This window comes from Paucisalibacillus algeriensis, assembly GCF_000577245.1.
Taxonomy (GTDB): domain Bacteria; phylum Bacillota; class Bacilli; order Bacillales; family Amphibacillaceae; genus Ornithinibacillus.
Genome location: NZ_CBYO010000004.1, coordinates 38,446 through 61,334, shown reverse-complemented (window position 1 = coordinate 61,334; position 22,889 = coordinate 38,446). Strand labels below are relative to the sequence as shown.

Annotated in this window: 25 protein-coding genes; 9 read left to right on the top strand and 16 right to left on the bottom strand. The window is 36.1% G+C overall.

All coding sequences use genetic code 11. The annotated features are described in order from the left end of the window. Window positions 1–113: 113 nt before the first annotated feature. Window positions 114–1,343, top strand: a complete 1,230-nt coding sequence (gene pepT, locus TY11_RS01865) for a peptidase T (RefSeq protein WP_042142297.1) — start codon at window positions 114–116, stop codon at window positions 1,341–1,343. A 26-nt stretch (window positions 1,344–1,369) separates the two neighbouring features. On the opposite strand, the gene TY11_RS01860 is transcribed toward pepT, so the two are convergent. Together TY11_RS01860 and TY11_RS01855 are read right to left on the bottom strand one after the other, a co-directional pair. After that, window positions 1,370–2,566 carry an MFS transporter gene (locus TY11_RS01860; protein ID WP_042142295.1) on the bottom strand — a complete coding sequence of 399 codons (1,197 nt, stop codon included), beginning with the start codon at window positions 2,564–2,566 and terminating at the stop codon, window positions 1,370–1,372. A gap of 66 nt (window positions 2,567–2,632) precedes the next feature. Continuing rightward, a complete protein-coding gene (locus TY11_RS01855; protein WP_042142293.1) occupies window positions 2,633–3,649 on the bottom strand; it encodes a serine hydrolase domain-containing protein in 1,017 nt (338 codons plus the stop codon). A gap of 183 nt (window positions 3,650–3,832) precedes the next feature. Here TY11_RS01855 and TY11_RS01850 point away from each other — a divergent pair, with 183 nt between their 5' ends. Further along, window positions 3,833–4,900 (top strand): D-alanyl-D-alanine carboxypeptidase family protein, encoded by a 1,068-nt coding sequence (locus TY11_RS01850; protein ID WP_042142291.1) that lies wholly within the window; start codon window positions 3,833–3,835, stop codon window positions 4,898–4,900. A gap of 50 nt (window positions 4,901–4,950) precedes the next feature. Here TY11_RS01850 and TY11_RS01845 read toward each other — a convergent pair whose 3' ends face one another. The 3 genes from TY11_RS01845 to TY11_RS01835 form a co-directional block, all read right to left on the bottom strand. Further along, window positions 4,951–5,487, bottom strand: a complete 537-nt coding sequence (locus TY11_RS01845; RefSeq protein WP_042142289.1) for a histidine phosphatase family protein — start codon at window positions 5,485–5,487, stop codon at window positions 4,951–4,953. Between the two features lie 18 nt (window positions 5,488–5,505). Beyond that, window positions 5,506–5,970 (bottom strand): SRPBCC family protein, encoded by a 465-nt coding sequence (locus TY11_RS01840; RefSeq protein WP_042142287.1) that lies wholly within the window; start codon window positions 5,968–5,970, stop codon window positions 5,506–5,508. Window positions 5,971–6,137: 167 nt separating this feature from the next. Then, window positions 6,138–6,590, bottom strand: a complete 453-nt coding sequence (locus TY11_RS01835) for a DUF2269 family protein (protein WP_042142285.1) — start codon at window positions 6,588–6,590, stop codon at window positions 6,138–6,140. A 216-nt stretch (window positions 6,591–6,806) separates the two neighbouring features. On the opposite strand from TY11_RS01835, the gene TY11_RS01830 reads away from it, so the two are divergent. Then, on the top strand, window positions 6,807–7,370 hold the full coding sequence (locus TY11_RS01830; protein WP_042142283.1) for a nitroreductase family protein: 564 nt from the start codon (window positions 6,807–6,809) through the stop codon (window positions 7,368–7,370). Between the two features lie 216 nt (window positions 7,371–7,586). Here the strand turns inward: TY11_RS01830 and TY11_RS20005 are convergent, their stop codons facing one another. Together TY11_RS20005 and ddlA are read right to left on the bottom strand one after the other, a co-directional pair. Further along, entirely contained in the window at window positions 7,587–7,724 is a 138-nt protein-coding gene (locus TY11_RS20005) for a YrzI family small protein (protein ID WP_081755794.1), read from the bottom strand. Window positions 7,725–8,195: 471 nt separating this feature from the next. After that, window positions 8,196–9,296, bottom strand: a complete 1,101-nt coding sequence (ddlA, locus tag TY11_RS01825; RefSeq protein ID WP_042142282.1) for a D-alanine--D-alanine ligase — start codon at window positions 9,294–9,296, stop codon at window positions 8,196–8,198. Between the two features lie 196 nt (window positions 9,297–9,492). Between ddlA and TY11_RS19725 the strand changes: the two genes are divergently transcribed. Further along, window positions 9,493–10,053, top strand: coding sequence for a hypothetical protein (locus TY11_RS19725; RefSeq protein WP_052345689.1), 561 nt, complete (start codon window positions 9,493–9,495; stop codon window positions 10,051–10,053). On the opposite strand, the gene TY11_RS01815 is transcribed toward TY11_RS19725, so the two are convergent. Next, window positions 10,041–11,126, bottom strand: a complete 1,086-nt coding sequence (locus tag TY11_RS01815; RefSeq protein WP_052345688.1) for a D-alanyl-D-alanine carboxypeptidase family protein — start codon at window positions 11,124–11,126, stop codon at window positions 10,041–10,043. The genes TY11_RS19725 and TY11_RS01815 overlap by 13 nt on opposite strands. Window positions 11,127–11,568: 442 nt before the next feature. Here TY11_RS01815 and TY11_RS01810 point away from each other — a divergent pair, with 442 nt between their 5' ends. Beyond that, window positions 11,569–11,907, top strand: coding sequence for a thioredoxin family protein (locus TY11_RS01810; protein ID WP_042142281.1), 339 nt, complete (start codon window positions 11,569–11,571; stop codon window positions 11,905–11,907). An 18-nt stretch (window positions 11,908–11,925) separates the two neighbouring features. Here TY11_RS01810 and TY11_RS01805 read toward each other — a convergent pair whose 3' ends face one another. The 6 genes from TY11_RS01805 to TY11_RS01780 are packed head-to-tail and all read right to left on the bottom strand — an operon-like array spanning window position 11,926 to window position 17,130. Next, the gene (locus tag TY11_RS01805) at window positions 11,926–13,257 is read right to left on the bottom strand and encodes an ABC transporter permease (protein ID WP_042142280.1); all 1,332 of its coding nucleotides are present in this window, start codon (window positions 13,255–13,257) and stop codon (window positions 11,926–11,928) included. Beyond that, complete coding sequence (locus TY11_RS01800) at window positions 13,254–13,946, bottom strand: ABC transporter ATP-binding protein (RefSeq protein WP_042142279.1); 693 nt, start codon at window positions 13,944–13,946, stop codon at window positions 13,254–13,256. Before TY11_RS01800 ends, TY11_RS01805 begins: the two co-directional genes overlap by 4 nt. Window positions 13,947–13,963: 17 nt before the next feature. Beyond that, window positions 13,964–15,223, bottom strand: a complete 1,260-nt coding sequence (locus TY11_RS01795; protein WP_042142278.1) for a hypothetical protein — start codon at window positions 15,221–15,223, stop codon at window positions 13,964–13,966. 4 nt (window positions 15,224–15,227) lie between these two features. Continuing rightward, a complete protein-coding gene (locus TY11_RS01790) occupies window positions 15,228–16,058 on the bottom strand; it encodes a hypothetical protein (protein WP_042142275.1) in 831 nt (276 codons plus the stop codon). Continuing rightward, the gene (locus tag TY11_RS01785; RefSeq protein ID WP_042142274.1) at window positions 16,055–16,744 is read right to left on the bottom strand and encodes an ABC transporter ATP-binding protein; all 690 of its coding nucleotides are present in this window, start codon (window positions 16,742–16,744) and stop codon (window positions 16,055–16,057) included. The genes TY11_RS01790 and TY11_RS01785 overlap by 4 nt, the downstream gene beginning before the upstream one ends. Next, window positions 16,741–17,130: a GntR family transcriptional regulator gene (locus TY11_RS01780; protein WP_042142272.1), complete on the bottom strand. Its 390-nt coding sequence runs from the start codon at window positions 17,128–17,130 to the stop codon at window positions 16,741–16,743. The genes TY11_RS01785 and TY11_RS01780 overlap by 4 nt, the downstream gene beginning before the upstream one ends. Window positions 17,131–17,407: 277 nt before the next feature. Here TY11_RS01780 and TY11_RS01775 point away from each other — a divergent pair, with 277 nt between their 5' ends. The 3 genes from TY11_RS01775 to mnmH all read left to right on the top strand — a co-directional run bounded on the left by TY11_RS01775 (window position 17,408) and on the right by mnmH (window position 20,374). Continuing rightward, a complete protein-coding gene (locus tag TY11_RS01775) occupies window positions 17,408–18,166 on the top strand; it encodes an exodeoxyribonuclease III (protein WP_042142270.1) in 759 nt (252 codons plus the stop codon). Window positions 18,167–18,229: 63 nt separating this feature from the next. Continuing rightward, the gene (gene selD, locus TY11_RS01770) at window positions 18,230–19,276 is read left to right on the top strand and encodes a selenide, water dikinase SelD (RefSeq protein WP_042142269.1); all 1,047 of its coding nucleotides are present in this window, start codon (window positions 18,230–18,232) and stop codon (window positions 19,274–19,276) included. 18 nt (window positions 19,277–19,294) lie between these two features. Beyond that, the gene (gene mnmH, locus TY11_RS01765) at window positions 19,295–20,374 is read left to right on the top strand and encodes a tRNA 2-selenouridine(34) synthase MnmH (RefSeq protein WP_042142268.1); all 1,080 of its coding nucleotides are present in this window, start codon (window positions 19,295–19,297) and stop codon (window positions 20,372–20,374) included. 418 nt (window positions 20,375–20,792) lie between these two features. On the opposite strand, the gene TY11_RS01755 is transcribed toward mnmH, so the two are convergent. Continuing rightward, window positions 20,793–21,740 carry an MBL fold metallo-hydrolase gene (locus tag TY11_RS01755; RefSeq protein WP_042142265.1) on the bottom strand — a complete coding sequence of 316 codons (948 nt, stop codon included), beginning with the start codon at window positions 21,738–21,740 and terminating at the stop codon, window positions 20,793–20,795. A gap of 326 nt (window positions 21,741–22,066) precedes the next feature. Between TY11_RS01755 and TY11_RS01750 the strand changes: the two genes are divergently transcribed. Beyond that, window positions 22,067–22,678, top strand: a complete 612-nt coding sequence (locus TY11_RS01750; RefSeq protein ID WP_042142453.1) for a spore coat protein — start codon at window positions 22,067–22,069, stop codon at window positions 22,676–22,678. Window positions 22,679–22,718: 40 nt separating this feature from the next. On the opposite strand, the gene TY11_RS20610 is transcribed toward TY11_RS01750, so the two are convergent. After that, complete coding sequence (locus TY11_RS20610) at window positions 22,719–22,889, bottom strand: hypothetical protein (protein WP_197025044.1); 171 nt, start codon at window positions 22,887–22,889, stop codon at window positions 22,719–22,721.

Here is a 22,889-nt window from a genome sequence, read left to right as displayed (position 1 = left end):
CATTAATCTATTATTTTCCTTTCCTTTCTTAGTTTTTAAGTTTCCTAAATATTTCGGAATACGGTATAATTATTTCCATATTAAAACAATTTTCCAACAAGGAGCGAATAACATTGAAAAAGGATATTATCAAACGTTTTACTACATATGTAAAAGTAGATACACAATCAAATGAGGATAATGAAACAACCCCGTCTACTCCCGGTCAATTAGACTTAGCTAAACTACTTGTTAATGAGTTAAACGAAATCGGTATGCAAGACGTAACAATCGATGCAAACGGGTATGTATTTGCAACCCTACCTTCTAACACCGATAAAGAAGTACCAACAATTGGATTCCTTGCTCACGTAGATACAGCTACTGATTTTACTGGAAAAAATGTTAAGCCACAAATCGTGGAAAACTTTGATGGAAATGACATTGTTTTAAACAAAGAACTAAATGTAGTATTATCTGCAAAAGAGTTCCCTGAGCTGCCTAGTTATAAGGGACACACATTAATTACAACTGACGGTACAACTCTATTAGGTGCTGATAACAAAGCTGGTATTGCTGAAATCATGACAGCAATGGATTATTTAATTAAACATCCTGAAGTGAAACATGGAAAAATACGTGTTGCTTTCACTCCAGATGAGGAAATTGGTCGTGGACCACATAAATTTAATGTCGAACGCTTTAACGCCGATTTCGCATATACCATAGATGGTGGTCCGCTAGGGGAACTTCAATACGAAAGTTTCAATGCAGCAGCAGCAAAAGTTTCGTTTAAGGGGAACAGTGTCCACCCCGGAACTGCAAAAAATAAAATGGTGAACGCTGGTAAAATGGCGGCAGAATTTATAAGTAAGTTTCCAGAACAGGAATCCCCTGAACAAACAGAAGGATATGAAGGCTTTTATCACCTTATCTCCATTAATGGCGACGTAGAAAACACTCGTGTTTACTACATCATTCGTGACCATGATCGTGAAAAGTTTGAAAATAAGAAAGCGACACTAACAGGATTTGTTGAAGAAATGAAAGCTAAGTACGGTGAAGCTAGTGTTGAACTAGAAATGAATGACCAATACTACAATATGCGTGAAAAAATTGAACCGGTAATGGAAATTGTAGAAGTTGCCAAACAAGCAATGCAAAATCTTGATATTGAACCAATTATCGAACCAGTTCGTGGCGGTACAGATGGTTCACAATTATCATATATGGGATTACCAACACCAAACATTTTCACAGGTGGAGAAAACTTCCATGGAAAATTTGAATACATCTCTGTAGATAATATGATTAAATCAACTGAAGTTATCGTAGAGATTTGTAAATTGTTTGAAGCAAAATAAAACGAAAGGGCTATCCTGGGAATCTCCTAGGATAGCTTAACTTTTATAAACACCGATAAGATAAAGCCTACTACCAACATGAGTGAAAGTATTAAAAATGTTGTAAAGTAACTTCCTATGGTCAATAAATATATCGCCACGATTGGTCCGAGCATCGCGCCCAAAAATAGGATAAACGCGTAGTAAGCATTGGCAAGTGCCCTTCTCTCTCCACCTAGTTCACCTATTAGTACCATAATTGCCGGGAAAATTAATGATATACCAAATACAAAAATGATACTCATCAGGATAAGAAAGACAATACTATCTCCAATTCCTATAAGGAACAGGCCAATAGCTGATAATATTAGACCAGTTCTTAATGTTGTGAGCACCCCAATTTTCTTGACAACCATACCTACAAACGGTGATATCAACATGCCAATAATACCAATTGCTCTTATACCTAAAATTTCTTTTTCATTCATATGGAAAGGTTCCCCACCTAGGAAACTCCCCAATAACGTATACATTCCCATAAAAGTTAACAAAAGCATAATCGTTATGGCATAGATTAATAAAAAATTTCTCTGCTTAAAAATTAACTTACTATGGTAAACATAAAACTTAATTCCTTCTTTATGATTTAGCTTATTTGGTGTTGGTAAAAGTAGTAACACAGCTAAAAATGTAAGGAAATACAAAACTCCGAATACATAAAAGACCAATTCCCAACTTCCCCATTGGTATAATACATCGGCTAGCACTTGCCCTATTATTCCGGATGTCACGTATCCAAAACTGATAAATCCAATAGTTGTCACCAGTTTTTTTGATGGAATAACATCAAAAGCGTATGCCAAGGCAGATGGTGCAAATGTTGATGCAATAAACCCCTGTAAACCTCGTAGTGCTACAAGTCCTCCAAAGCTATGCGTTAAACCAATAAATGGTGTTACAATCGCTAAAGAGGCTAACCCAAACAAAATAACCGGTTTCCTTCCAATTCGATCAGCTAGTGGACCAAACAATAAGAATCCCACTGCATAAAAAAAAGAAAACGAGCTGCTAGTCCAAGCAGACATCGTTTTCGATACTTGAAACGTATTTTCAAAGACAGAAAAGAGTGGTGTCGTTACATATGCACTAGATACCACAATTAAAGCACACCAAAACAAGATAAAAGTAATTATTCCCGTAGAATTCTTATCAGATGCATGTTGCAAAGATGCTATCTCAGCCATTTCTCCCACTCCTCTACGTATATCTTCTTTAAAGATATGTAGTAGAGGTGGAATATGTGCCTACCGCTAAGAAATAACTTCTTCTATTGCTAGCATGATATCGTAGGCTCCATCACTCTGGTTAGAAGTAATTACTACCTTATGGCCGTTTGGATATACAGCAGCATGGAAATTAACGCCAGGATCATATCCCATAACATGTTGTCTTGTTATATTACCGTCCTGCATATCAATCCAAATTCCATAACCATAATACTCATCTTCGCCACTTTCAGCATGTGGTGTTAGAAGTTTTTCTGTTGTATCTTTGGATAAAAGTTTATTACCAAATAATGCATTCCAAAACTTCATCATATCGTCAGCTGTAATAAATGCACCACCATCAGCTCCACCTTTGACTGGTATGGAGTAGATATTGCTTTTCCAAGTTCCATTCTCCTTATCATCTATATAACCAATTGCAGTATCCCCAGGTAATTGGTCTAAAGAGAAATAACCTGAATGGTTCATCCCCGCTTTTGCAAATACTTTTGATTCGATAAAGTCGGTAAAGCTCATGCCAGAAATTTGTTCAATAACAAGCCCTAACACGATAAAACCGGCATTATTATAGTGGAACTTTTCACCTGGATTGAAAATCATTTCACGACTTTGAAACATTGGCAGAAAGTCTTTCAGATTTTGCATCAAGTACATTGGCCGTTCTAACCAAAGCTCAGCAAAATCCTCCATGACAGACTCATCAAAGTAATCCGGCATTCCAGAAGTATGTGTGAGTAAATGTTGAATGGTGACATCCTTAGAGAAATGAGGAAAGTCAATATCCAAGCAATCTTCCAATCTAGTTTGGAAGGATAATTTCCCTTCATCTACTAAAATACCGATACCTACCGCAGTGAAGACTTTGCAACCTGATGCAATTCCAAATCGTGTATTCGGTGTATTTTTTAATTTCTCCGATCGATTGGAATAGCCATGTGCTGATTCATGCAAAACAGTACCGTTATGATGAACCTGTATCACTCCTGAAAAACCTACTTCTGAAACAACTTCTTCTACTTTTCTATCTAATAATTTGTTCATTATGCTTCCTCCCTTTCAACTCTGAAAAAGCACAATTTAATCCCTGCACAAACATTATAATAGTTTTTACCAATAATATCCACCTATGCCAAAATAGTTTTTTTAAGTTTTTAACCTTATTGCCACCACTAAGTAGTATAATAGTTTATGATATTTTCGTTCCAAAAGGGAGAGAGAACCTCTATGATGAACAACAAAGTTCTTACTATACTTTTAATTGGTAGCTTGCTGATGTTATTAGCTGCTTGTAGTCAAAATACAGACGTTAGTGTGGAAAAGGATCCAAAAGATACTATCATTGATAATGAACCAAATGAAGAGCAAAATAATCCAGACGCTGAAGAAGATCCTGTAGTGGAAGAAGAGGTAATAGTTCTTCCATCACAAGAGCTACAAAAAGGTGACCAGGGTGAAGAAATACTAGTATTACAAAAAGCATTAACAAAAATAGGTTACGAGATTAGCCCGTCTAAAGTGTATGATTTGGAAACTGTATGGGCCATCACTGATTTTCAGATTCAATCGGATGAGCTTTGGATTACAGGAATTTATGATGAACAAACAAAACTTGCATTAGAGGGGTTTCTGGATAAGGAATCAACTATTACTCCTGGTGAGGGATTGCCCCTACTAGAGGAGGAATACTTAGATGATGACACGGTTGTCATAGGAAATCCCTATGAAGTACTTTCTCTGGTTAATAAACAGCATGCTTTACCTGCAGAATATGTCCCAAGTGATTTAGTAATCCCGGAAGTTCGCTTCCCATTTGTGGAAGATGTCCCGAAAAAGCAAATGCGAAAAGTTGCAGCTGATGCGTTAGAAAAAATGTTTACTGATGCAGACAAAGAAAGCCTCGACTTATTTGCGCAATCTGGTTATCGTTCTTATGAAAGACAGGATGTTTTATTTGCCTCCTATGTAAGTAATCACGGTGAGGAACAAGCAAACAACTTCAGCGCTAGACCAGGTGAAAGTGAACACCAATCTGGATTAACAATGGATGTAACAAGTCCACATGTGAATTATGCATTAGTAGTAGAATTTGGTGAAACTGAAGAAGGTATCTGGATTGAGGAGCATGCTGCAGATTATGGCTTTATTATCCGTTATCCAAAAGGAAAAGAAGCTATTACCGGTTATCAATATGAACCATGGCATTTACGTTATGTCGGTGTTAAAGCAGCAACTGAAATCATGGAACGCAAAATAACGTTAGAAGAATATATAGAAGAAATACTAACAAACTAAACTATAGGATATCTCGTTAGGGCAATTCGCCATTCTGAGATATCCTTTTTTTAATTCCATAATCTTTTAATGGATGAAATGTCCGGTTCCAGAAGATAGATATCGGGGTTGCTTAACTTTTTCCATTCGTTAAAGCCAAAACTAGGGTCAACTGATTTTAATAATAATGCCATTAGATTTCCATGTGTTGTGATTAGGGTATTCTCCTGATCACTTTTTATGAGATCATCTATTACTTCCATCCCACGATTCATCGCTTCCCTACTCGATTCACCGCCATGATAACAGATATCCAAATCATCGAAACTATCCTTTAGCTTCTCCTGCCAATCTACAAGGTTCTCCGTGCTCAATATTCGTTCTGATAGACGTTTATCAATTTCTATCGGGATTCCTCTTTCTTTTGAAAGCGGCAAGATTGATTCTATAGCTCGGGTGAATGGACTAGTGATCATCCGGTCTATTTTTATTTCTGAAAAGAAATCTACTAATACCTTTGCTTGGTGAATACCTTCCTCTGTAAGCTTGGCTTCGACATTTTGCCCTTCCGCTTTACAATGTCTTACAAGGTATATCCTTTTTCCCATCTCAAGCCCTCCAAAGAATTACTCTGTAACAGCTACTTCCGCTTCAGCAACCTTTTTCACACGTTCCACAAATTGTACAACGACCTTATCACTATTCGCTAATTTTACTAGTATTTTCACGAACCACTTCAAAGGATTATTAGTTGTTGTATAACGGAAATGGGTTTTGTTGTCATCAATCTTTTTCAATTCATATGTAGCCGTAATTTCGAATACATTTGCCAAATTGAATCCAACTTTCACTCTCTTATAGTCTTCATCATTCTGATATTCTAATGTTTCTACATCATATTCTTGAACCCTTTTTCCCTCACGATATTTCTGACGGTAAACTGTTCCTACGAAATTCTCTGTCTCTTTTACAAGTGTATTCTCTACTACATTGGGCATGACTTTTCGCATGTCTTCTAGACTTCCATCAAATAGCTTCCACACTTGGTCAATTGGTGCATTAATTTCTATTTCCCTCGTCCACTCTTTCATTCTTTTTCCTCCTACACTTTGGTTATTTGTCCTATTTTACCATAGATTGTTAGGCGAGGTATTCGTTTGATATCGCCAAGTGGTGGTGGTATACATATTCTTCTGTAGGATTTGTGATTTGGATCATCCCGACTCATAAAAAGCGCCCCAACATTGGGACGCTTTTCTCAAAATGGTTTTAATATCATTAATGCAATAATAACTAAGAAAATAATATTTTCCATTCTTTCCACAAAAAATAACTTCTTGGCCAAAGCTCCATATCCTACTGGTATATCTTCTCCTCTTGCTTCCTTTAATAACTTTTTAATTGGCTTTGATCTCGGAGATAGCAATAACGGTCCAAATGCCAAAGCTACTAGGAACAATACTAAACTAGTTACATACCAACCTTGCTGAAATAGATTTGTATGAATAGCACCCATTAAAAGTCCTGAGATCAATAACAAGGTACCCCCAATCATCGTAAAAATATGAAGTCGATTTCGAATGGCGTATGAATGTCTTAGTTCTGTTAAATTGGATGACTTTGAGACAACAAGGATCATCATAAATCCTGGACCCATTCCTAAAATTGCTGAAAATATATGAATAAAGACTAGAACCTCATAAAATGACATAGTAGAACCTCCAATATCATTCATCTGACTCTATCATACACCTTTTTTAAGTAAACTGTACGTGATTTTTAGCACATGAGGAGCTTCCTTGCAATAATAAAAAATATTTTCCAAATGGATTTGCTTTTCAGTACTAAATCATATACTATGTTAATTGAAAATGATTATCAGTCGCAAAACTGGACAACATCACAATAGCACAAAGAGGTGTTAGACATGCAAGTACTAAAAAAACAGGCAGATTTAGCTGAAATTATTAGAGAGCGCCGATCTATTAAAAGAGGTTATAACGATAAAATAGTGGCAGAAGAAACCGTTACCGAACTATTAGAGGATGCCATTTGGGCTCCTACTCATGGAATGAGACAACCCTGGAGATTTATTTTTGTAGGAGAAAATCAAAAGGAAGGCTTTGCTAAAAAGATTGCAAGCACCTACCCTGAGGAAAGACAAGAAAATCGTGAAAACTATTTAAATGAACCCAGCGCTATTCTTGTTGTAATCATGGAAAAAGGTGACAGTCAGAAAAAACAGGATGAAAACTTTGGAGCAACTTCTTGTATGATTCAAAACTTCCAACTTCTAGCTTGGGAGCAAGAGCTTGGTGTTGTTTGGAAAACTAACCCACATATTTATGATCCAAAAGTGGAAGAAATTCTTCATGTAAAGGAAGACGAGAGAATTATCGGCTTCTTGCATATGGGATATTTTGATGAGCTACCGGAGAAGAAAGATCGAATTGCAGTGAGAGACAAATTTAGTACTTTCCAGGTTGGTTAAGATACAATTTAACCCCGTCCTGGTTAGAACGGGGTTATACTGATTGGAACTTTATTGTCATTTACATTTCAATTATGCTGTCAATTTCACCAGGGATAGTAAAAGTTAAGACTAGTTAGGTTGTGTCTTTCTCCACCCACAAAGCTGCCTTACGTCCTTGAATCATATAAATCATTTTTATTCCCACCTTTCCAATTTATTAAGAACATCAAATACTTATAGACCAGTAAAATAGGCAACTTTTCTTTTGTTCTCTTCATAAATTCTTTGAACATTCTCATTATGAAGTGCTTCCTCAATAGTAGTCTCCCGTTTTCTAATAGTTATCGTGAAAAATAATATGTTTAACGTCATTCCAAATCACCTCCTTATATACCACAAAACATGAAAAAACCGCAGAGAGACTCCCCCTGCGATAAAAAGGCACAAAAAATACCGCAGGGACACAATTCTCCCTACGGTATGGGTATGCTTAATTTATTAGAAAAACTGGTATTCACTCATCTTTTAGCGAATGTGTTAGTTTTTCTTAAACGTGCGGAAAGTGGTTTTACTTCCCTAACTGTGGTTAAAAAACCTTAAGCGATCCATATCGATATGGTCGAATGCGTAATTATTAATTTTTGAAGTTGTTGTTTGTAACATACAATTAACGATAAAGTTCATTTCATTCGACCTCCTTAAGAATTTTTTAACTAACATGGTAATTATATCCACTCTTGGATTGTTTGTAAACAACTTTTACGTAATTTTCTAAACTTTTTTTATCCATACAAAAACTAAACTTGTAATTCGTGATAAAAGTGTCTTATCCTGCGGGAAGTGTTATTCCCATACTGTACTTTTTAAATTTGCATCCTTTTGATGTCTTTCAATCGCCAAATCTATTAAACGGCTAATTAATTCTGAATAAGGGATACCACTTATTTCCCATAGTTTTGGATACATACTTATTTTTGTAAATCCTGGTAATGTATTGACTTCATTTACATATAACTCATTATTTTCCGTTAAGAAAAAGTCAACACGGGCTAGGCCTTCGCATTCCAATGTATTAAATGCTTCAATAGCAGCCTCTTGAACCCTCTTCACTTGTTCATCTGTAAGGTCTGCTGGAATAGCTAGATCTGCACCTTTTTCATCAATATATTTAGACTCATAAGAATAGAAATCAGTGTTTGGCAATATTTCACCTGGGATAGATGCCATGGGTTCATCATTACCTAGCACGGCACACTCTATTTCACGGCCAACAATGTTCTCTTCAATTACAACTTTATGATCATATTGAAACGCTGATTCGATTGCAGCCTTGAATTCTTCTTCGGTTTTAACCTTACTAACTCCTACGGAAGATCCTTGGTTTGCTGGCTTGATAAACATCGGTGTTCCAAGCAATCCACTTACTTCTTCAAAATTTAGCTGTTCTTTATTCGGTCGCTTAACCGTAATTCCTTTTGCAACATGTATACCAGCAGCATTCAATAATCTTTTCGCTATATCTTTATCCATGCATACGGAAGAACCTAAAACACTAGGTCCCACAAACGGTAAGTTTGCCATTCTTAACATTCCTTGTAAACTTCCGTCTTCACCAAGTGTTCCATGAACAATTGGAAATACCACATCAAGCTGTTCAAGGGTTAATGCATTATCAGCATGAATGAGTTGATTTGTGGAAGAACCGGGTACGATAGCCACATTGTCGTTTGATTTATTTAATGCAATCAATTTAGGATTCTCAGCATCTAATAAGTATGAGGATTGGTCATTTAAATGCCATTTTCCATCTTTATCAATACCAATTAAGACAACGTCATATTTTTCTTTATTAATTGCGTCTACAATATTTTTAGCAGATTGCAGTGAAACCTCATGTTCCGCAGACTTTCCACCAAATATAATCCCTACTTTTGTCTTTTTCACGTTAGACGTCCTTTCCATTACAATCTTAATGGAAAAAAGTTTTCCATAAAACTAAAATAGCATAGTTTAGCTTGTTTTTAATAGTATCAACACAAAAAATAACCAAAAAGAACAATATACCAATATAGGGTATATCATATTTGTCACGATTTAATAATACAATAATCATGGACAACTAATCAAAGGAGAATCACAAATGTCACCTATTTTATTCCTACTTCTCACCATATGTGCATTGCAAATTATTGGTGTTATCCTCATCAATATAGTGTATCGAAAGCATTTACAGCCCATGCATGGGATGCTATTATCCATGTCATTAGGTATGATGACAGGACTGCTATTTGGTACGATACTAGGTTTACAATTAAACGGTGATTTATTCACATCCACGGTTATTTCTATGCTTATTGGTCTCTCAATAGGGTTTATAGCAGGTCTACCCTTTAATCTTATAGCTATCATTGAAGGAAGTGTCTCTGGGATCATGGGAGGAATGATGGGTGCTATGCTTGGAGAAATGATTCCCCTGTCAAATCCAGATGCAATGATAAAATTACTCGTATTCTTCACCATCATGATCCTTTTACTTGTATCCTACTTAACCGAGACTTCCATAAATATAGAGATGAAAATACCCATTCTAGTTAGTAGTCATCCCTTTTTATATATTGTTGTTATTACGATAATATTTGTCCTATTAAAAGATGTTTCAATCATTACTATTGAGAACCAGAACGATCATCATAGTTTTTGAGATTTCCAATTATGGAACTTTATCCAGAGTAAAATTAGTACTGTTACCATGATGAAAATATCATGATGTTTAATTGGAATAGTATTAAGATGAACTGACACTTTATCCACATGGCTAGGAGGTATTAAATCTACCTTCGTTTTTAATGAAACGGTTTTTTTCTCTTGTATATTTAATCCGTTAGCATTGACTAGTTTTCTATTGTTTACTTCTTGGTCCATAGCAACTACTTGTTGACCTTTAAGTACAAAGTTTTCGAAACCATAATCTAGTAATGCCATCGTATCCTGGTATGATGCCATTTGTTGATCAGCATTTAATGTAATAACAACCAACTCTAAGTTTTCACGTTTTGCAGTAGTTGCTAGTGTATAGCCCGCTTCTTCAACATAGCCAGTTTTTCCACCAGTAACACCAGGATACGGCATCTCTCTTAGCAGTTTATGATGTGTATAAAGTGTTGTATCCCATTTAAGACCATCCCAATCTAACTCAATCATCCCAAATAATTTACGAAACTCTTTATTCTTCATAGAATATTGGATTATCCTGGCTAGATCCTCTGCCGTTGTATAATGATTCGGGTTATATAACCCATGTGGATTTTCAAAATGAGTGTTTCTCACACTAATAGACTTTTTCAAATAATTATTTATGTCCTTTGAAAATTGTTCCACATTCCCACTCAAGTTCTCTGCAATTGCTATCCCAGCATCGTTTCCAGAATTTATTAGTAATCCTTCTAAAAGATGCTTTAATGAAATTTCTTCTCCGACTTCCAAATATACAGATGACCCTAAGGTTCGATATGCATTTTCACTAACTGTGACCACATCTTCTAGATTTCCATTTTCTAATGCATATATTGCAGTAGCGATTTTTGTTAAGCTTGCTGGATATCTTTTTTTAGTTGCATTTTTCTCATAAAGTACCATACCAGTCTTCGGTTCTATCAGAATAGCTGCTTCACTCTCAACCTGGGGAGGTTCCATTTCTTCAGCATGTATAGGTGTTGCTAAAAATATGTATAGCAGTATTATTATCCCCGTCATAAACCATACTCGATGTCTCATCTCTTCCCTCCATTACAGCAAACTAACATAGTATATTCTAGTAGAAATAAATTACAGGAATGTTAAATTAAATAACCTGTAAAGGATATTTAAAAATTGTTATGCTATCGTAATATACATTACTAGTTTTATATAATTGGAAAACCTATCATTTCGTTTTTATATTTAAAAAATGGAGCCAGGGATAACTGGCTCCTTAGTTTCATAGAGATAGGGCTAAAATCTATTAACCCACCATGAGTAGAGTACTATATAACTATTCCCCACAACCCTTTACGGTGTTGGCTTTTAGCTTGGTGAAACAACACATATTCTCCTAATTCCGGGTTTTTTTTTCATTTTTACTAGAAATAGACTAGTAGCCAACCACAGCCTTTACCAAAGAGTCATAGAATTGCATACATCATTTCCATTCGGATATAGTAACAGTAGGAGGTAGGATATGAGACAATTTTCCAATTTAGATTCAATAGAAAAAATAGATGAATTCATCCAATCGAATACATTAGCTTTTATATATATTTCGCGACCAAACTGTAGTGTTTGCCATGGCCTTTTACCTCAAGTGCAGCACTTAATGGTTCCATTTCCTGAAATAAAATTGGCACATGTTAATGCTGCTCAAGTGGAGACAATCGCTGGGCATTTTTCAATATTCACCGTCCCAGTATTACTTCTATTTGTTAACGGTAAAGAATATTTGAGAGAAGCCCGCATTGTTCATATGGATTTATTCGAGGAAAAAATTAATAAAATATATAAAAATGTGGTTGGATTATAACAATCCAACCACATTTATTTAGATTTCTCTACGCATTGCTTTTAATACATCTATCTGTGTAGCACGTTTTGCAGGTCGCATTCCTGATAAGATTGTAACGACCAGGCAGATTGTTACAGCAATTAATACAAGACTCAAAGGAATACTTGAGAATTGTAATCCTTCTGGCATTTCTTCCCCAAAGGCCATTTCTAATATCATCGGTAATCCAATATTCACTAAAACACTAGTAGCATACGCAACAATGGTTCCAATAACGGCACCTATAATACCGATATAACTACTTTCTAATAAAAATATTTGTTTAATCGTTTTCGGATTGGCACCTATTGCTTTCATAATACCAATATCTGGTGCTCTTTCTGTTACTGCCATGGTCATGGTGTTATAAATTCCAATCGATGCAATGATTAATGCGATTGTACCAACCAAAATTAATCCAGCCTTCGCAATGGTAAATAGCGTATTGATTTGTTCCATTTCGCTTACTACAGAATAAGTTGCATAATTTTCTTCCTTTAAGGTTTCTACAATACCTTGTACAGCTTCAAGGTTATCTGCATACACATTTACTAGATCAAAAATCTCAAGATGTCCTGTTTCCATTTGATCTGGTTCAGCAGCAATTACTCCCCCAACAGAACCTGTAAATGTTTCAATTTGTTCAAATACTTCTTGCGAGATATAGACGTCTTGGTCTATCATCCATTCTCTACCTGGCTTTTCTAAGACACCAACAATTGTCAATTGAATCTCTTCTTTGACTTTCCCCTCTTCATCCTGCTTCACGGTCATCGTAATAGTTTGATCCATTACGTTACCCTTAAAACGAAATTCTTCCTTTACTTCATTAGTTTCTTCATCATAAACATTCTCTGCAGAATCTATAAATAACTTATCAGAAAAGTGATATCCAACAACCACTTCATTCGGATTTTCGGGTAATCTGCCCTCCGAAAGTTCTAAGCCCGATGCTACTTCGGATGGGTAATGAGCGGAAACTGCCATTGTCTCCGCTTTATAATTATCAAGGGTATAGATTGGAATTTGTCCTAACTGATTCCTTCTAGTAACTGCTTTTACATGTTCGACCTTCTCTAATTTCTCTATATCTTCTATCGTTATCGCTTCAAAATTGCCGTCCACTTCTTTTGCATGGACTTGGATTTGGGTTACTACTTGATCCTCTAATGTTTCTTTTACCACACTTTGTTGTAAGCCATATCCAACTGATGCAAGCACGATTAGGAATGCACATCCCATGGCTGTTGCCAAAATGGTCATGAAAGTTCTTGCTCGATTTTTCTTGATATTCTGTCTGATAAAACGATATTTATCCTTATATCTCATACCGCAGTAACCCCCTCCATGATTCGACCGTCCTTGATGGAAATGGTACGATTACCAATTTGTGCAACCTCTTCATCGTGAGTAATGATAAGAAAGGTGATGCCAAGCTCTCGATTAAGCTTTTGTATAATCTCCAAAATTTCTGCTTCTGTTTCACTATCTAAACTGCCAGTTGGTTCATCTGCAAGGATTAGTGTTGGCTCAAGTACTAGAGCCCTTGCAATACTAACACGTTGTTGTTGACCACCAGATAATTCACTTGGGTAATGGTCTTGAAAGTCTTCTAGGCCCACTTTCTCCAGTATTCTATTAACTATCTCTTTACGTTTTTTCTCATCTTCACCTTTTAGGGTTAAAGGTAGCTCAATATTTTGATAGGCTGTCATACTAGGTATTAATTGAAAGCTTTGAAATATAAATCCAATATGTTCCAGACGAAAATCAGCAAACTTTGCTTCAGAAAGGTCAGAAACTAACTCGCTGTCAATCCTAATTTCACCTTCAGTTGGACGTATGAACCCACTTATTAGATTTAGTAACGTAGATTTACCAGAACCACTTTTTCCAACGACAGAAACGATTTCTCCTTTTCCCACTTCCATCGTAATACCTTTTAAGACCGGTAAGATGGTTTTCTGACCTTTTTTTCCTAATTCAAAATGATGACTTAATTCTTTGATTTGTATCAAGTTTTTTCCTCCCATGATTAGTTCTTAGTAATCGTATAGAAATTTAGTGTAAAGTCATCTCTGTCATCATTTTCCTGTTCATGAACAATTTCACCTTTATATAAAATTTCTCCTGTTGTTACATCTCCAACAAAGATTTTTGCAGAATTTCCCATACCATTTTCTACTGCATAAATTTTATTCTCCATCAAGCTAATATTGGTGCCTTCCATACCAAGATCCGTTAAATTAAATGTTTGCTTTGAATCTACTTTAAAATCTTCAAGACTAAAACTTAATACAACCAAATTTTCTTCATTTAGATAGGTAATATAAGCATGATTATCCTTCACAAATCCATTCAGATGAAATTCATTTGATAGAAGCTTTTCATATTGCTCTTGTGGAATTTGAAGCTCTTGTAGCTGATTTGATTTTATATTGTAAATATAGAATTCTCTTTCCAAAAGCTCTGAATCTAATTCTTCCGAAGCAATAGCATTCTGACTAACCTCAACATAATGACCTATATCCTTTTGTAACAACAGATTATTTCCGGAATCGAGTTCACTATGGTCATTTAGGAACATTAAGTGTGACCATTTGTCTTTATTGCTCTGTTCTTGTGGATCAAATAGGGTTTGATCCCCCACAACTCCTTCAGCGGATATACTCAATGTATAAACTTTTATTTCATCGACATATTGGTCGTTCAAATAATAGTTCAAGTTTACAATTACCTTCAAATCTTCCTGGTCCATGTGAACTTCCAATATATCTGCATGTTGGATTTCTTTCACACCAGGCAAATTTGTTTGGAAGGAATGTGATGTATTCGTTTCTTTATTTAATACATCTACTTCTAAATAATACTTTGGTAGATGATTCTTACTCCAATCTGATATTTCAGCACCTACATAAGCAAGATAATTGTCATTTTCGAAGAAAGAGGATGGATTATACATTTTTCCTCTCATAAAGTTTCGATACTTATCCTTAATTTTCGTAGCCTCATTAGGTGGAAACTGTGGTTCTAGTTTTTCAAAATAGGATAACTCCTCATAATAAGTGGATCCATCGAGTGATACAATAAGAGAACTAGAATAATTATCCTCATGATAATAGTCGCCATTGATGGCTACATCGTTTAGCGTAGTTTCATCACCACTAATTGTTTTAATTTCTAAATCAGGAAATTGACTTGCTACAACTAGTGCAGAATGAATAAAGTACGTTACCAATACGGCTACAATAATGATTGACAATGCTATTAGTTTCCAAAATCGCTTTATTACCATCTCATCACACCCTTATCTTCTTGTTCAACAAGTAATGACTCATCCAAATTGAACCAGTTGTTACCATTAGACCAGTAATTACCATGAGAATAAATATTTCATTGGGATAGAAGAACTCTTCTAAAATGGTCACTTGTAATAAAACTGGGGAAATAAAGACGAATAGTGCAACCCCTGCAAACAATATGCCAAATAAAATTCCTTTTAAACGAAAGCATCTCTCAAATAAAACACCTGTAAACACAACGAATACAGCCATAAAGCCAATTCCATAATTGATGAAAAACTGGATAATTGAGGTTGGGTAAAGAACACCCATATAATCAAAACTGAAAATAATTTGGTTAAGGCTTTGGTCTTCTCTAAATGTTTCAGAAACCATGAGTTTCAATAATTCATTCTCCATTAGGATGAATACTAACTGAAGTGAAATCAAACCAAAAACCATCAAAAATATTGTTGTGGCTTTCGCAAAAAATACATTGATTCGTGCAGTCGGAAGCATTAATAGGCGATAAATAAATGTATTCTTTCCAAACCAATCACGGTACCAGATGAAAAATACATAAATCAATAGTGAGACAATAGAGATAACGATTGGTCCACCAAACCAATAGGAACTTGTTACAGAACTAAAAGAGAAGGTTCCTACACTTATCTTTATCCATTCGAGCGTGCTTCCTAATGCTAATTGCTCCTCCACATCGCTCATATAACTGCTGGATAGCAAAACTATACCGATTGTTTGCATCGCCAATGTTAACCCAATTAAAATAAAATATATTTTAGAAAAGCGATTAAGCTCAAAGTTTGTTAGTTTCCAAAAATTCTTCATGCCTGGTACACCTCCCTCATCACATCTATAATGGACTTACCTTCATTTTCCCTTACCTCTTCGGCATTAAATTCTCTTAATACGACACCATCATTTAAAAGCACTGCTTTATCGATTAAGTGTTCGATATCACTAATTTCATGTGTCGTAATGATGACACCACGACCCTCTACTAGGTGACTAGTAAATACATCAGCTATTTGTTCCCGGCTAAAAATATCAATTCCTGAGAAAGGTTCATCCATTAGAAGATAGTCCACATCCAGTGCTAAACCTAGTAACATATTCACCTTTGCTGTATTTCCTTTTGAAAGTGAGGAAATACGGTCATTCGGGTCTAATTTAAAGAATGAAATCAATTCATCCGCACGATTTTGATTCCAAGAATGATAAAAGTCCTTCATAAACTGCATCGCATCGGTAATTCTCATTTGTGGTAGCATCGTTATCGCATCAGGTATAAACGTAATTTTTTCATAGGTTTCTCTATGAATCTTTTCTCCATCGATCAAAATTTCTCCACTATTGGTAGGTGTAAGATTCATAATGGCATTCAAAATCGTTGTTTTTCCTACACCATTTATTCCAATTAGACAAGTAATCTCTCCTTTATTTGCTGTAAAGGAGACACCATCTAGTACCTTTTTCCTGCCAAATTTTTTGGTAATATCTTTCACTTCAATCATTGATTACCCTCCTGTCCACCCGGGTTTTTCTCATAATTTTTCTTAATTAGACCTATTGCTTCCTCTAGTGGCACATTTATCGATTGAACAGAAGCAATAAATGTGTTCACAGCTTCTAAAATCAATTCTTCACGAACCTGTTTAATGATCACTTCATTTTTCGTAATTCTGCTTGGTAAATTCCCCTCTGTAAAAATCAAACCCTGTTCCTCCATTTCCTTATATGCTCTCTGTGCAGTGTTCGGATTAATTTTTAACTTATTAGCTAGTTCACGCCGTGATGAAATTTCTTGACCTGGCTCTAAAACACCTGTGGCAATTTGTTCTTTAAAATACTGAATCACTTGAATATATACAGGATCCCGACTGTTTATCTTTATATTCATAGCTACAACTCCTATTTTTCTTGATGACTCCCCTACGTTCACTGTATTAACCACTTAATACATCATTCCCAAAAAAATATGTATTAAACACTTAATACACTTTCTAATGTGTATTATACGATTAATACACTTTCCAAGTCAACATGATATTAATAATTTTTTCCAAAGTCACCTCCAATGACCGATTCTTCAGTTGGTGTTATGATTATTACAGGATAAATAATATAGCTGAGTGTACTGTAATGACTGTACTGACAAGCGAATAAGAGGGGAAATTATGAAGTTAGTATCATGGAATGTTAACGGACTACGTGCATGCGTCCGAAAAGGTTTTTTAGATTATTTTAATGGTGTAAATGCTGATATTTTTTGTGTACAAGAAACAAAACTTCAAGAAGGACAAATAAATCTTGATCTAGATGGATATTATCAATATTGGAACTATGCCGAGCGAAAAGGCTATTCAGGTACGGCCATTTTCACAAAACAACAGCCACTTTCTGTTAAGTATGGTTTAGGTGATGAGGATTCCCAATCAGAAGGTCGCATCATCACAATGGAATTTGAAGACTTCTTTCTCATCAATATCTATACACCAAACTCACAGCGTGACTTAGCTAGACTGGATGTAAGATTAGAATGGGAGGACGCTTTGTTCGAACACGTATTAGCACATGATAAAGTAAAGCCTGTTGTGTTATGCGGTGACCTTAATGTGGCACATAATGAGATTGACATCCGTAATTACAAAACAAATTACGGTAATTCAGGATTCACTGATGAAGAACGTGAAAAAATGACTCGGTTTCTTGATGCTGGTTTTATTGACACGCTTCGCCACTTCTATCCCGATAAAGATGGTATCTATACGTGGTGGTCGTATATGAAAACAGTCCGCGAGCGCAATATTGGATGGAGAATTGATTACTTTATTGTTTCTAAAAGATTAAAAGAGAAATTGATTGACTCCCAAGCACATACATCTATTTTGGGCAGTGATCATTGCCCAATAGTATTGGAAATCGAAATGCAATAAAGTCTGACAAATCATGACAAAAAGCGGGAAGTGACATGTACCCCGCATAGAAAGGTGATTTATATGGAAAATAGTGGAGTTAAACTTACTTCTTTATCTACTAAAGGTGGTTGTGGTTGTAAAATTGGTCCTGCTGATTTATCGCAAGTATTACGGAATCTTCCTACTCCCATCGCTGATCCGAATCTCTTAGTTGGTCTGGATACGAGCGATGATGCTGGGGTCTATAAACTAACAGAAGATATTGCCATTGTACAAACATTGGATTTCTTTACCCCTATCGTGGACGATCCCTATGACTTCGGTCAAGTTGCTGCAGCAAATGCTATTAGTGATGTCTACGCGATGGGAGGAAGACCTCTAACAGCACTTAATATTGTAGCATTCCCAATATCAACATTAGACAAAAGCATTCTTTCTGAGATTCTACGTGGTGCCGGAGACAAACTAAAAGAAGCAAATGTCACATTAGTTGGCGGACACTCTATCGATGATAAAGAACCGAAATTTGGATTAGCAGTAACAGGAGTTGTCCATCCTAATAAAGTTAGAACAAACACCGGGGCAAAGCCTGGTGATAAACTCATCTTAACAAAGCCTATTGGTGTTGGTATTTTAACAACATCCATTAAAAATAATTTATTAACGGATGAAGAAATCAAACGCGTCACATCTGTCATGACTACTTTAAATAAAACTGCCGCCGAAGTGATGGAAAACTATGAAGTTCATGCTTCAACTGACGTCACTGGCTTCGGATTATTAGGTCATAGTTCGGAAATGGCTATTGGAAGTAATGTTGGTATGATTATCTATTCGGATCAAGTACCTGTCCTTCCCCGAACTCGCGAATTGGCAGAATCAGGTTCCATGCCTGGTGGAACAAAAAATAACTACAAGCATGTGGAAAATGTCGTAACCTATCCAGAGGATATGGACTCCATTGATAGACATATCCTATGTGATGCAGTAACTTCTGGAGGTTTGTTAATATCTGTGGAAAGAACTAAAGCAGACCGACTGCTCGAAGATTTACTTGCAAATGGTGTTGAAGCAAGCATTATTGGAGAGATAACAGAAGAAAACAGCGGAAAAATTATAGTTCGTTAATAATGAGAAGGTGTAAGCATGGTTCAGGATATTTCCTTACCTGATTTATTGGAAAAAAGAAAAAAACAAAACCACACATTAGTAGATGTTCGCTCACCAAAAGAATTTGAACAAGGGACGATACCCGGCAGTATCAACATCCCTATTTTTACCGATGATGAGCGAGCGGAAGTTGGTACCATTTATAAACAAGTTGGTCCAGATGCAGCGAAAGAGCGAGGTCTACAGATTTTTTCTCAAAAGCTTCCTGCCTATATTCGTGAATTTAAAAAGATTAATACTCCAATGACAGTCTTTTGCTGGCGAGGAGGTATGAGAAGTAAAACTGCTGCGACCGTACTTGAATTAATGGACATCCATTCCACCCGTTTAGCAGGTGGAATCCGTTCTTACCGTAATTTTGTTGTGGAATACTTAGAAAAAGAAACTTTCCAACCAGAGTTTATTGTCTTCAATGGATTCACTGGTACAGGTAAAACTGCTATTTTGAAAAAATTAGCGGATAATGGATACCCAGTTATGGACTTTGAACAAATGGCCAACCATCGTGGTTCCATCTTTGGACATATTGGGCTAAATCCAAGTAATCAAAAAAGATTTGATTCTCTCTTAGTTGAAAGAATGATTGATTATAAAAATAGTCCATTTGTATTTGTAGAAGGGGAAAGCAAGCGTATTGGCAAAGTGGTTATACCTGATTTCCTTTATGAGAAGAAGGAAAAAGGGATACAGCTTATTATTCAAATGCCCATCGAGGAAAGGGTTCGGAATATATTAGATGATTACCATCCATGGGAATATCCGGAGAAGTTCTTCGAGGCATTCCATATCATCAAAAAGCGAATTCATACACCAGTAGCAAAACAAACCGAAGAATTTCTAAAACAGGAAGAATTTACAGAAGCAACAAGGCTATTGCTTACCCATTATTATGACCCAAGATATGAGCATGCCACAAAAGACTTCCAAGGTGAACGGATGATCATTAAAGCAAAAAATGTAGAAGATGCTTATAACAAAATAATTGAGACATTAGAAGTAACGGGTAACTTAACTAGTAATCAGTTTACTAAAATAGACTGTTTTCTAAAGGATTGATGTTTTTCCGGGCATTGATTTAACAAATGGTTGATAGAAACTGCGCGGTAACTATCTTCAAATATCCCTTTCTAAACGAATGGAGTGTAATAATACCGCTTCGGCAGAATACTCCGCTTTCCGCGGGCGGCTGGTGAGCCTCCTCGTGCTTTCGCACTGCGGGGTCTCACCTATGCCTATCCTCCCGCAGGAGTCTCCGTATTCTGCCTACGCTAGTAATCATTTCTATATAAAGGCTGTTTTCCGCGAGGAGACTGAGGCCGTGCCCGCGGAAAGCGGAGTGTATTTCCGTAGCGGGTATGCTGCTATACCAAAATTCGTAGTACCACACAGTTGCATTCAATGGCAACAAGCTGTATTAAATGAGCCTTAAATCATAAAAGGTAGCAATGAATGAGTTCATTGCTACCTTTTATGGTTATTGCTTAAGCTTTTGAAAATAATCAATTATGCCAAGTGCACTTATCTGCATATCTAAATTTATTAAAATATAAACAGGATGATCATCAGGAACTTGGAGTTGTTTAAGGTGTTCCTTCACACGATTAAACATCCTTTCGGCAAGAACATCATAGCCTTTCCCCTCTGCAATTACCCGCTCTCCTTCTTCCACAAAAATATCCAACCACTCTGATACTTGATGCAATGCCTTTGTCGTTTTTAGTGTTGAACCAAAATGACCGAAATAGATAAAATCTAAATTCATATTAAGCATACGGTCAATAGACTCATGCATTGCTGTTGGATCAAAGTGATTTGGAGAGGTCGATGGTAAAAACAAATCAATTCCCAGTGGATCTAGTTGATCATAACGAACCCCTGCCGTATCTCCAGTAAACATCCCATTACTAACCGGATCATAAATACCAAGATGGTGTCGAGCATGACCTGGTGTGTCCAAAAATTGCAGTATGCAATTTGGTCCAATTTGGAGGGTATCCCCTTCATCTTTTACGATGAGCTTTTCCTCTGGAATTGGTTCAACAGGATCAAAGAACTCAGAAAAGCTTTCCCCATAAATTGCTCTAGCCCCACCTGTTAATTTTACAGGATCCATTAAATGTCTCTTTCCTCGTGGGTGAACAATCACCTTTGCGTTTGGGCAAAGTTTAATTAGTACTCCTGCACCACCAGCATGATCTAGATGAATATGTGTAAGAATAATATATTTAACCTCATTTAATGTATGCCCTAAATCTTGTAGGCCTTTTCTTATATGTTTTATTGAGGGACTAGGTCCAGTTTCAACAATTGTAAGTTCTTCTTCGTCAATAACATATGTACCTGTTCTTGAAGGGATCCCCATATCAAACCCATCAATTAAATGTATTCGATCCGTTATTTGAATCGGTAATCTTCCTTGCATATACTTTCCCCCTCCCTATTCTCATTGTCTTTATCGTAGCATTTATTATGAAAAAATTCATTTAACAGGCACACAATTCGGAGAACAAGCACAAGCTCCCGGTAGTTTGGCAGATGGTTCAGCTGATTGGAGGCATCCTCCGGTGGCGTGGGCAGATGGTTCAACTCATTGGGCACATCTTAACGCAGCCTTTTTTAGTATCCTTCCTTAACAAAATTTCATCGATGCCAATCAAACACATTTTTCCTAATATATGGCTAGGATATTTCAGCTGTAATAGATAAAAATATACTTGATTCTTCTTAAGGAGGTAATTAAACTTGAACATGAATAATCAGCAACAGCAGAATTTAACAGGAACTTCCCAAATGCCTGCAAATATTAGCCATGGTGGTCACGAGCTTTTTGATGCACATGAAGCTATTAGCGGATTAGTTGGTGGGATGGAACAATATATGATTTATGAGCAGTATGTTCAAGACCCGCAACTAAAAACGATGATGAATCAACACAAAACATTTTTAACACAAGTTTATAACACACTTGTTGAAACACTTAAAACAGGGAATGAGCCAACTGTTAAAACTCAAACCTATAATATGGCAAGTGGAAATGATGTACTATATGGTATGACACCATCACAACCTAAAAAACCAGCACAGTCTGTTAACGAAATTAATGATCAGTGTGTTTCTAGCTTTATGATGGGTTGCCTAAAATCTAGTGCATCAGCATTTACAATGGCAGCACTTGAGTCAACTAATCCTGTCTTAAGAAGGGTATTCGCTGACAGTGTTCCAAACATGATTGAAATGGCATATGAAGTATTCCTGTACCAAAATAAACACCAATATTACCAAGTACCTCAATTAAAACAAGAAGATATGCAAAACTACATCAACGGTTTTGCACCAGTTCAAGGAACAATACCTCATTAACGAGATAGTATAGGGTGTTCAATTCAGAACACCCTATTTTTTAGTCTAGTAAGCGATTATTTTCATCGACTGACATAACTTTAGCTGTAGAACCTTCATCTGGCAGTGTACCCTCTCCTCCACATATAGGGCATCGATACTGCCAACCTTCATCATCAGCAAGCATGCCCACACCTTCACAAGCCTTACATTGCTCATTTCGGTTAATCAT

Excerpts from the sequence above, each read along its gene's own strand:
- TY11_RS01860 (WP_042142295.1), bottom strand. The coding sequence starts at position 2,566 with ATGGCTGAGATAGCATCTTTGCAACATGCATCTGATAAGAATTCTACG.
- TY11_RS01855 (WP_042142293.1), bottom strand. The coding sequence starts at position 3,649 with ATGAACAAATTATTAGATAGAAAAGTAGAAGAAGTTGTTTCAGAAGTA.
- TY11_RS01850 (WP_042142291.1), top strand. The coding sequence starts at position 3,833 with ATGATGAACAACAAAGTTCTTACTATACTTTTAATTGGTAGCTTGCTG.
- TY11_RS01845 (WP_042142289.1), bottom strand. The coding sequence starts at position 5,487 with ATGGGAAAAAGGATATACCTTGTAAGACATTGTAAAGCGGAAGGGCAA.
- TY11_RS01840 (WP_042142287.1), bottom strand. The coding sequence starts at position 5,970 with ATGAAAGAGTGGACGAGGGAAATAGAAATTAATGCACCAATTGACCAA.
- TY11_RS01835 (WP_042142285.1), bottom strand. The coding sequence starts at position 6,590 with ATGTCATTTTATGAGGTTCTAGTCTTTATTCATATATTTTCAGCAATT.
- TY11_RS01830 (WP_042142283.1), top strand. The coding sequence starts at position 6,807 with ATGCAAGTACTAAAAAAACAGGCAGATTTAGCTGAAATTATTAGAGAG.
- TY11_RS20005 (WP_081755794.1), bottom strand. The coding sequence starts at position 7,724 with ATGACGTTAAACATATTATTTTTCACGATAACTATTAGAAAACGGGAG.
- TY11_RS19725 (WP_052345689.1), top strand. The coding sequence starts at position 9,493 with ATGTCACCTATTTTATTCCTACTTCTCACCATATGTGCATTGCAAATT.
- TY11_RS01815 (WP_052345688.1), bottom strand. The coding sequence starts at position 11,126 with ATGAGACATCGAGTATGGTTTATGACGGGGATAATAATACTGCTATAC.
- TY11_RS01810 (WP_042142281.1), top strand. The coding sequence starts at position 11,569 with ATGAGACAATTTTCCAATTTAGATTCAATAGAAAAAATAGATGAATTC.
- TY11_RS01805 (WP_042142280.1), bottom strand. The coding sequence starts at position 13,257 with ATGAGATATAAGGATAAATATCGTTTTATCAGACAGAATATCAAGAAA.
- TY11_RS01795 (WP_042142278.1), bottom strand. The coding sequence starts at position 15,223 with ATGGTAATAAAGCGATTTTGGAAACTAATAGCATTGTCAATCATTATT.
- TY11_RS01790 (WP_042142275.1), bottom strand. The coding sequence starts at position 16,058 with ATGAAGAATTTTTGGAAACTAACAAACTTTGAGCTTAATCGCTTTTCT.
- TY11_RS01785 (WP_042142274.1), bottom strand. The coding sequence starts at position 16,744 with ATGATTGAAGTGAAAGATATTACCAAAAAATTTGGCAGGAAAAAGGTA.
- TY11_RS01780 (WP_042142272.1), bottom strand. The coding sequence starts at position 17,130 with ATGAATATAAAGATAAACAGTCGGGATCCTGTATATATTCAAGTGATT.
- TY11_RS01775 (WP_042142270.1), top strand. The coding sequence starts at position 17,408 with ATGAAGTTAGTATCATGGAATGTTAACGGACTACGTGCATGCGTCCGA.
- selD (WP_042142269.1), top strand. The coding sequence starts at position 18,230 with ATGGAAAATAGTGGAGTTAAACTTACTTCTTTATCTACTAAAGGTGGT.
- mnmH (WP_042142268.1), top strand. The coding sequence starts at position 19,295 with ATGGTTCAGGATATTTCCTTACCTGATTTATTGGAAAAAAGAAAAAAA.
- TY11_RS01755 (WP_042142265.1), bottom strand. The coding sequence starts at position 21,740 with ATGCAAGGAAGATTACCGATTCAAATAACGGATCGAATACATTTAATT.
- TY11_RS01750 (WP_042142453.1), top strand. The coding sequence starts at position 22,067 with ATGAATAATCAGCAACAGCAGAATTTAACAGGAACTTCCCAAATGCCT.
- TY11_RS20610 (WP_197025044.1), bottom strand. The coding sequence starts at position 22,889 with ATGATTAACCGAAATGAGCAATGTAAGGCTTGTGAAGGTGTGGGCATG.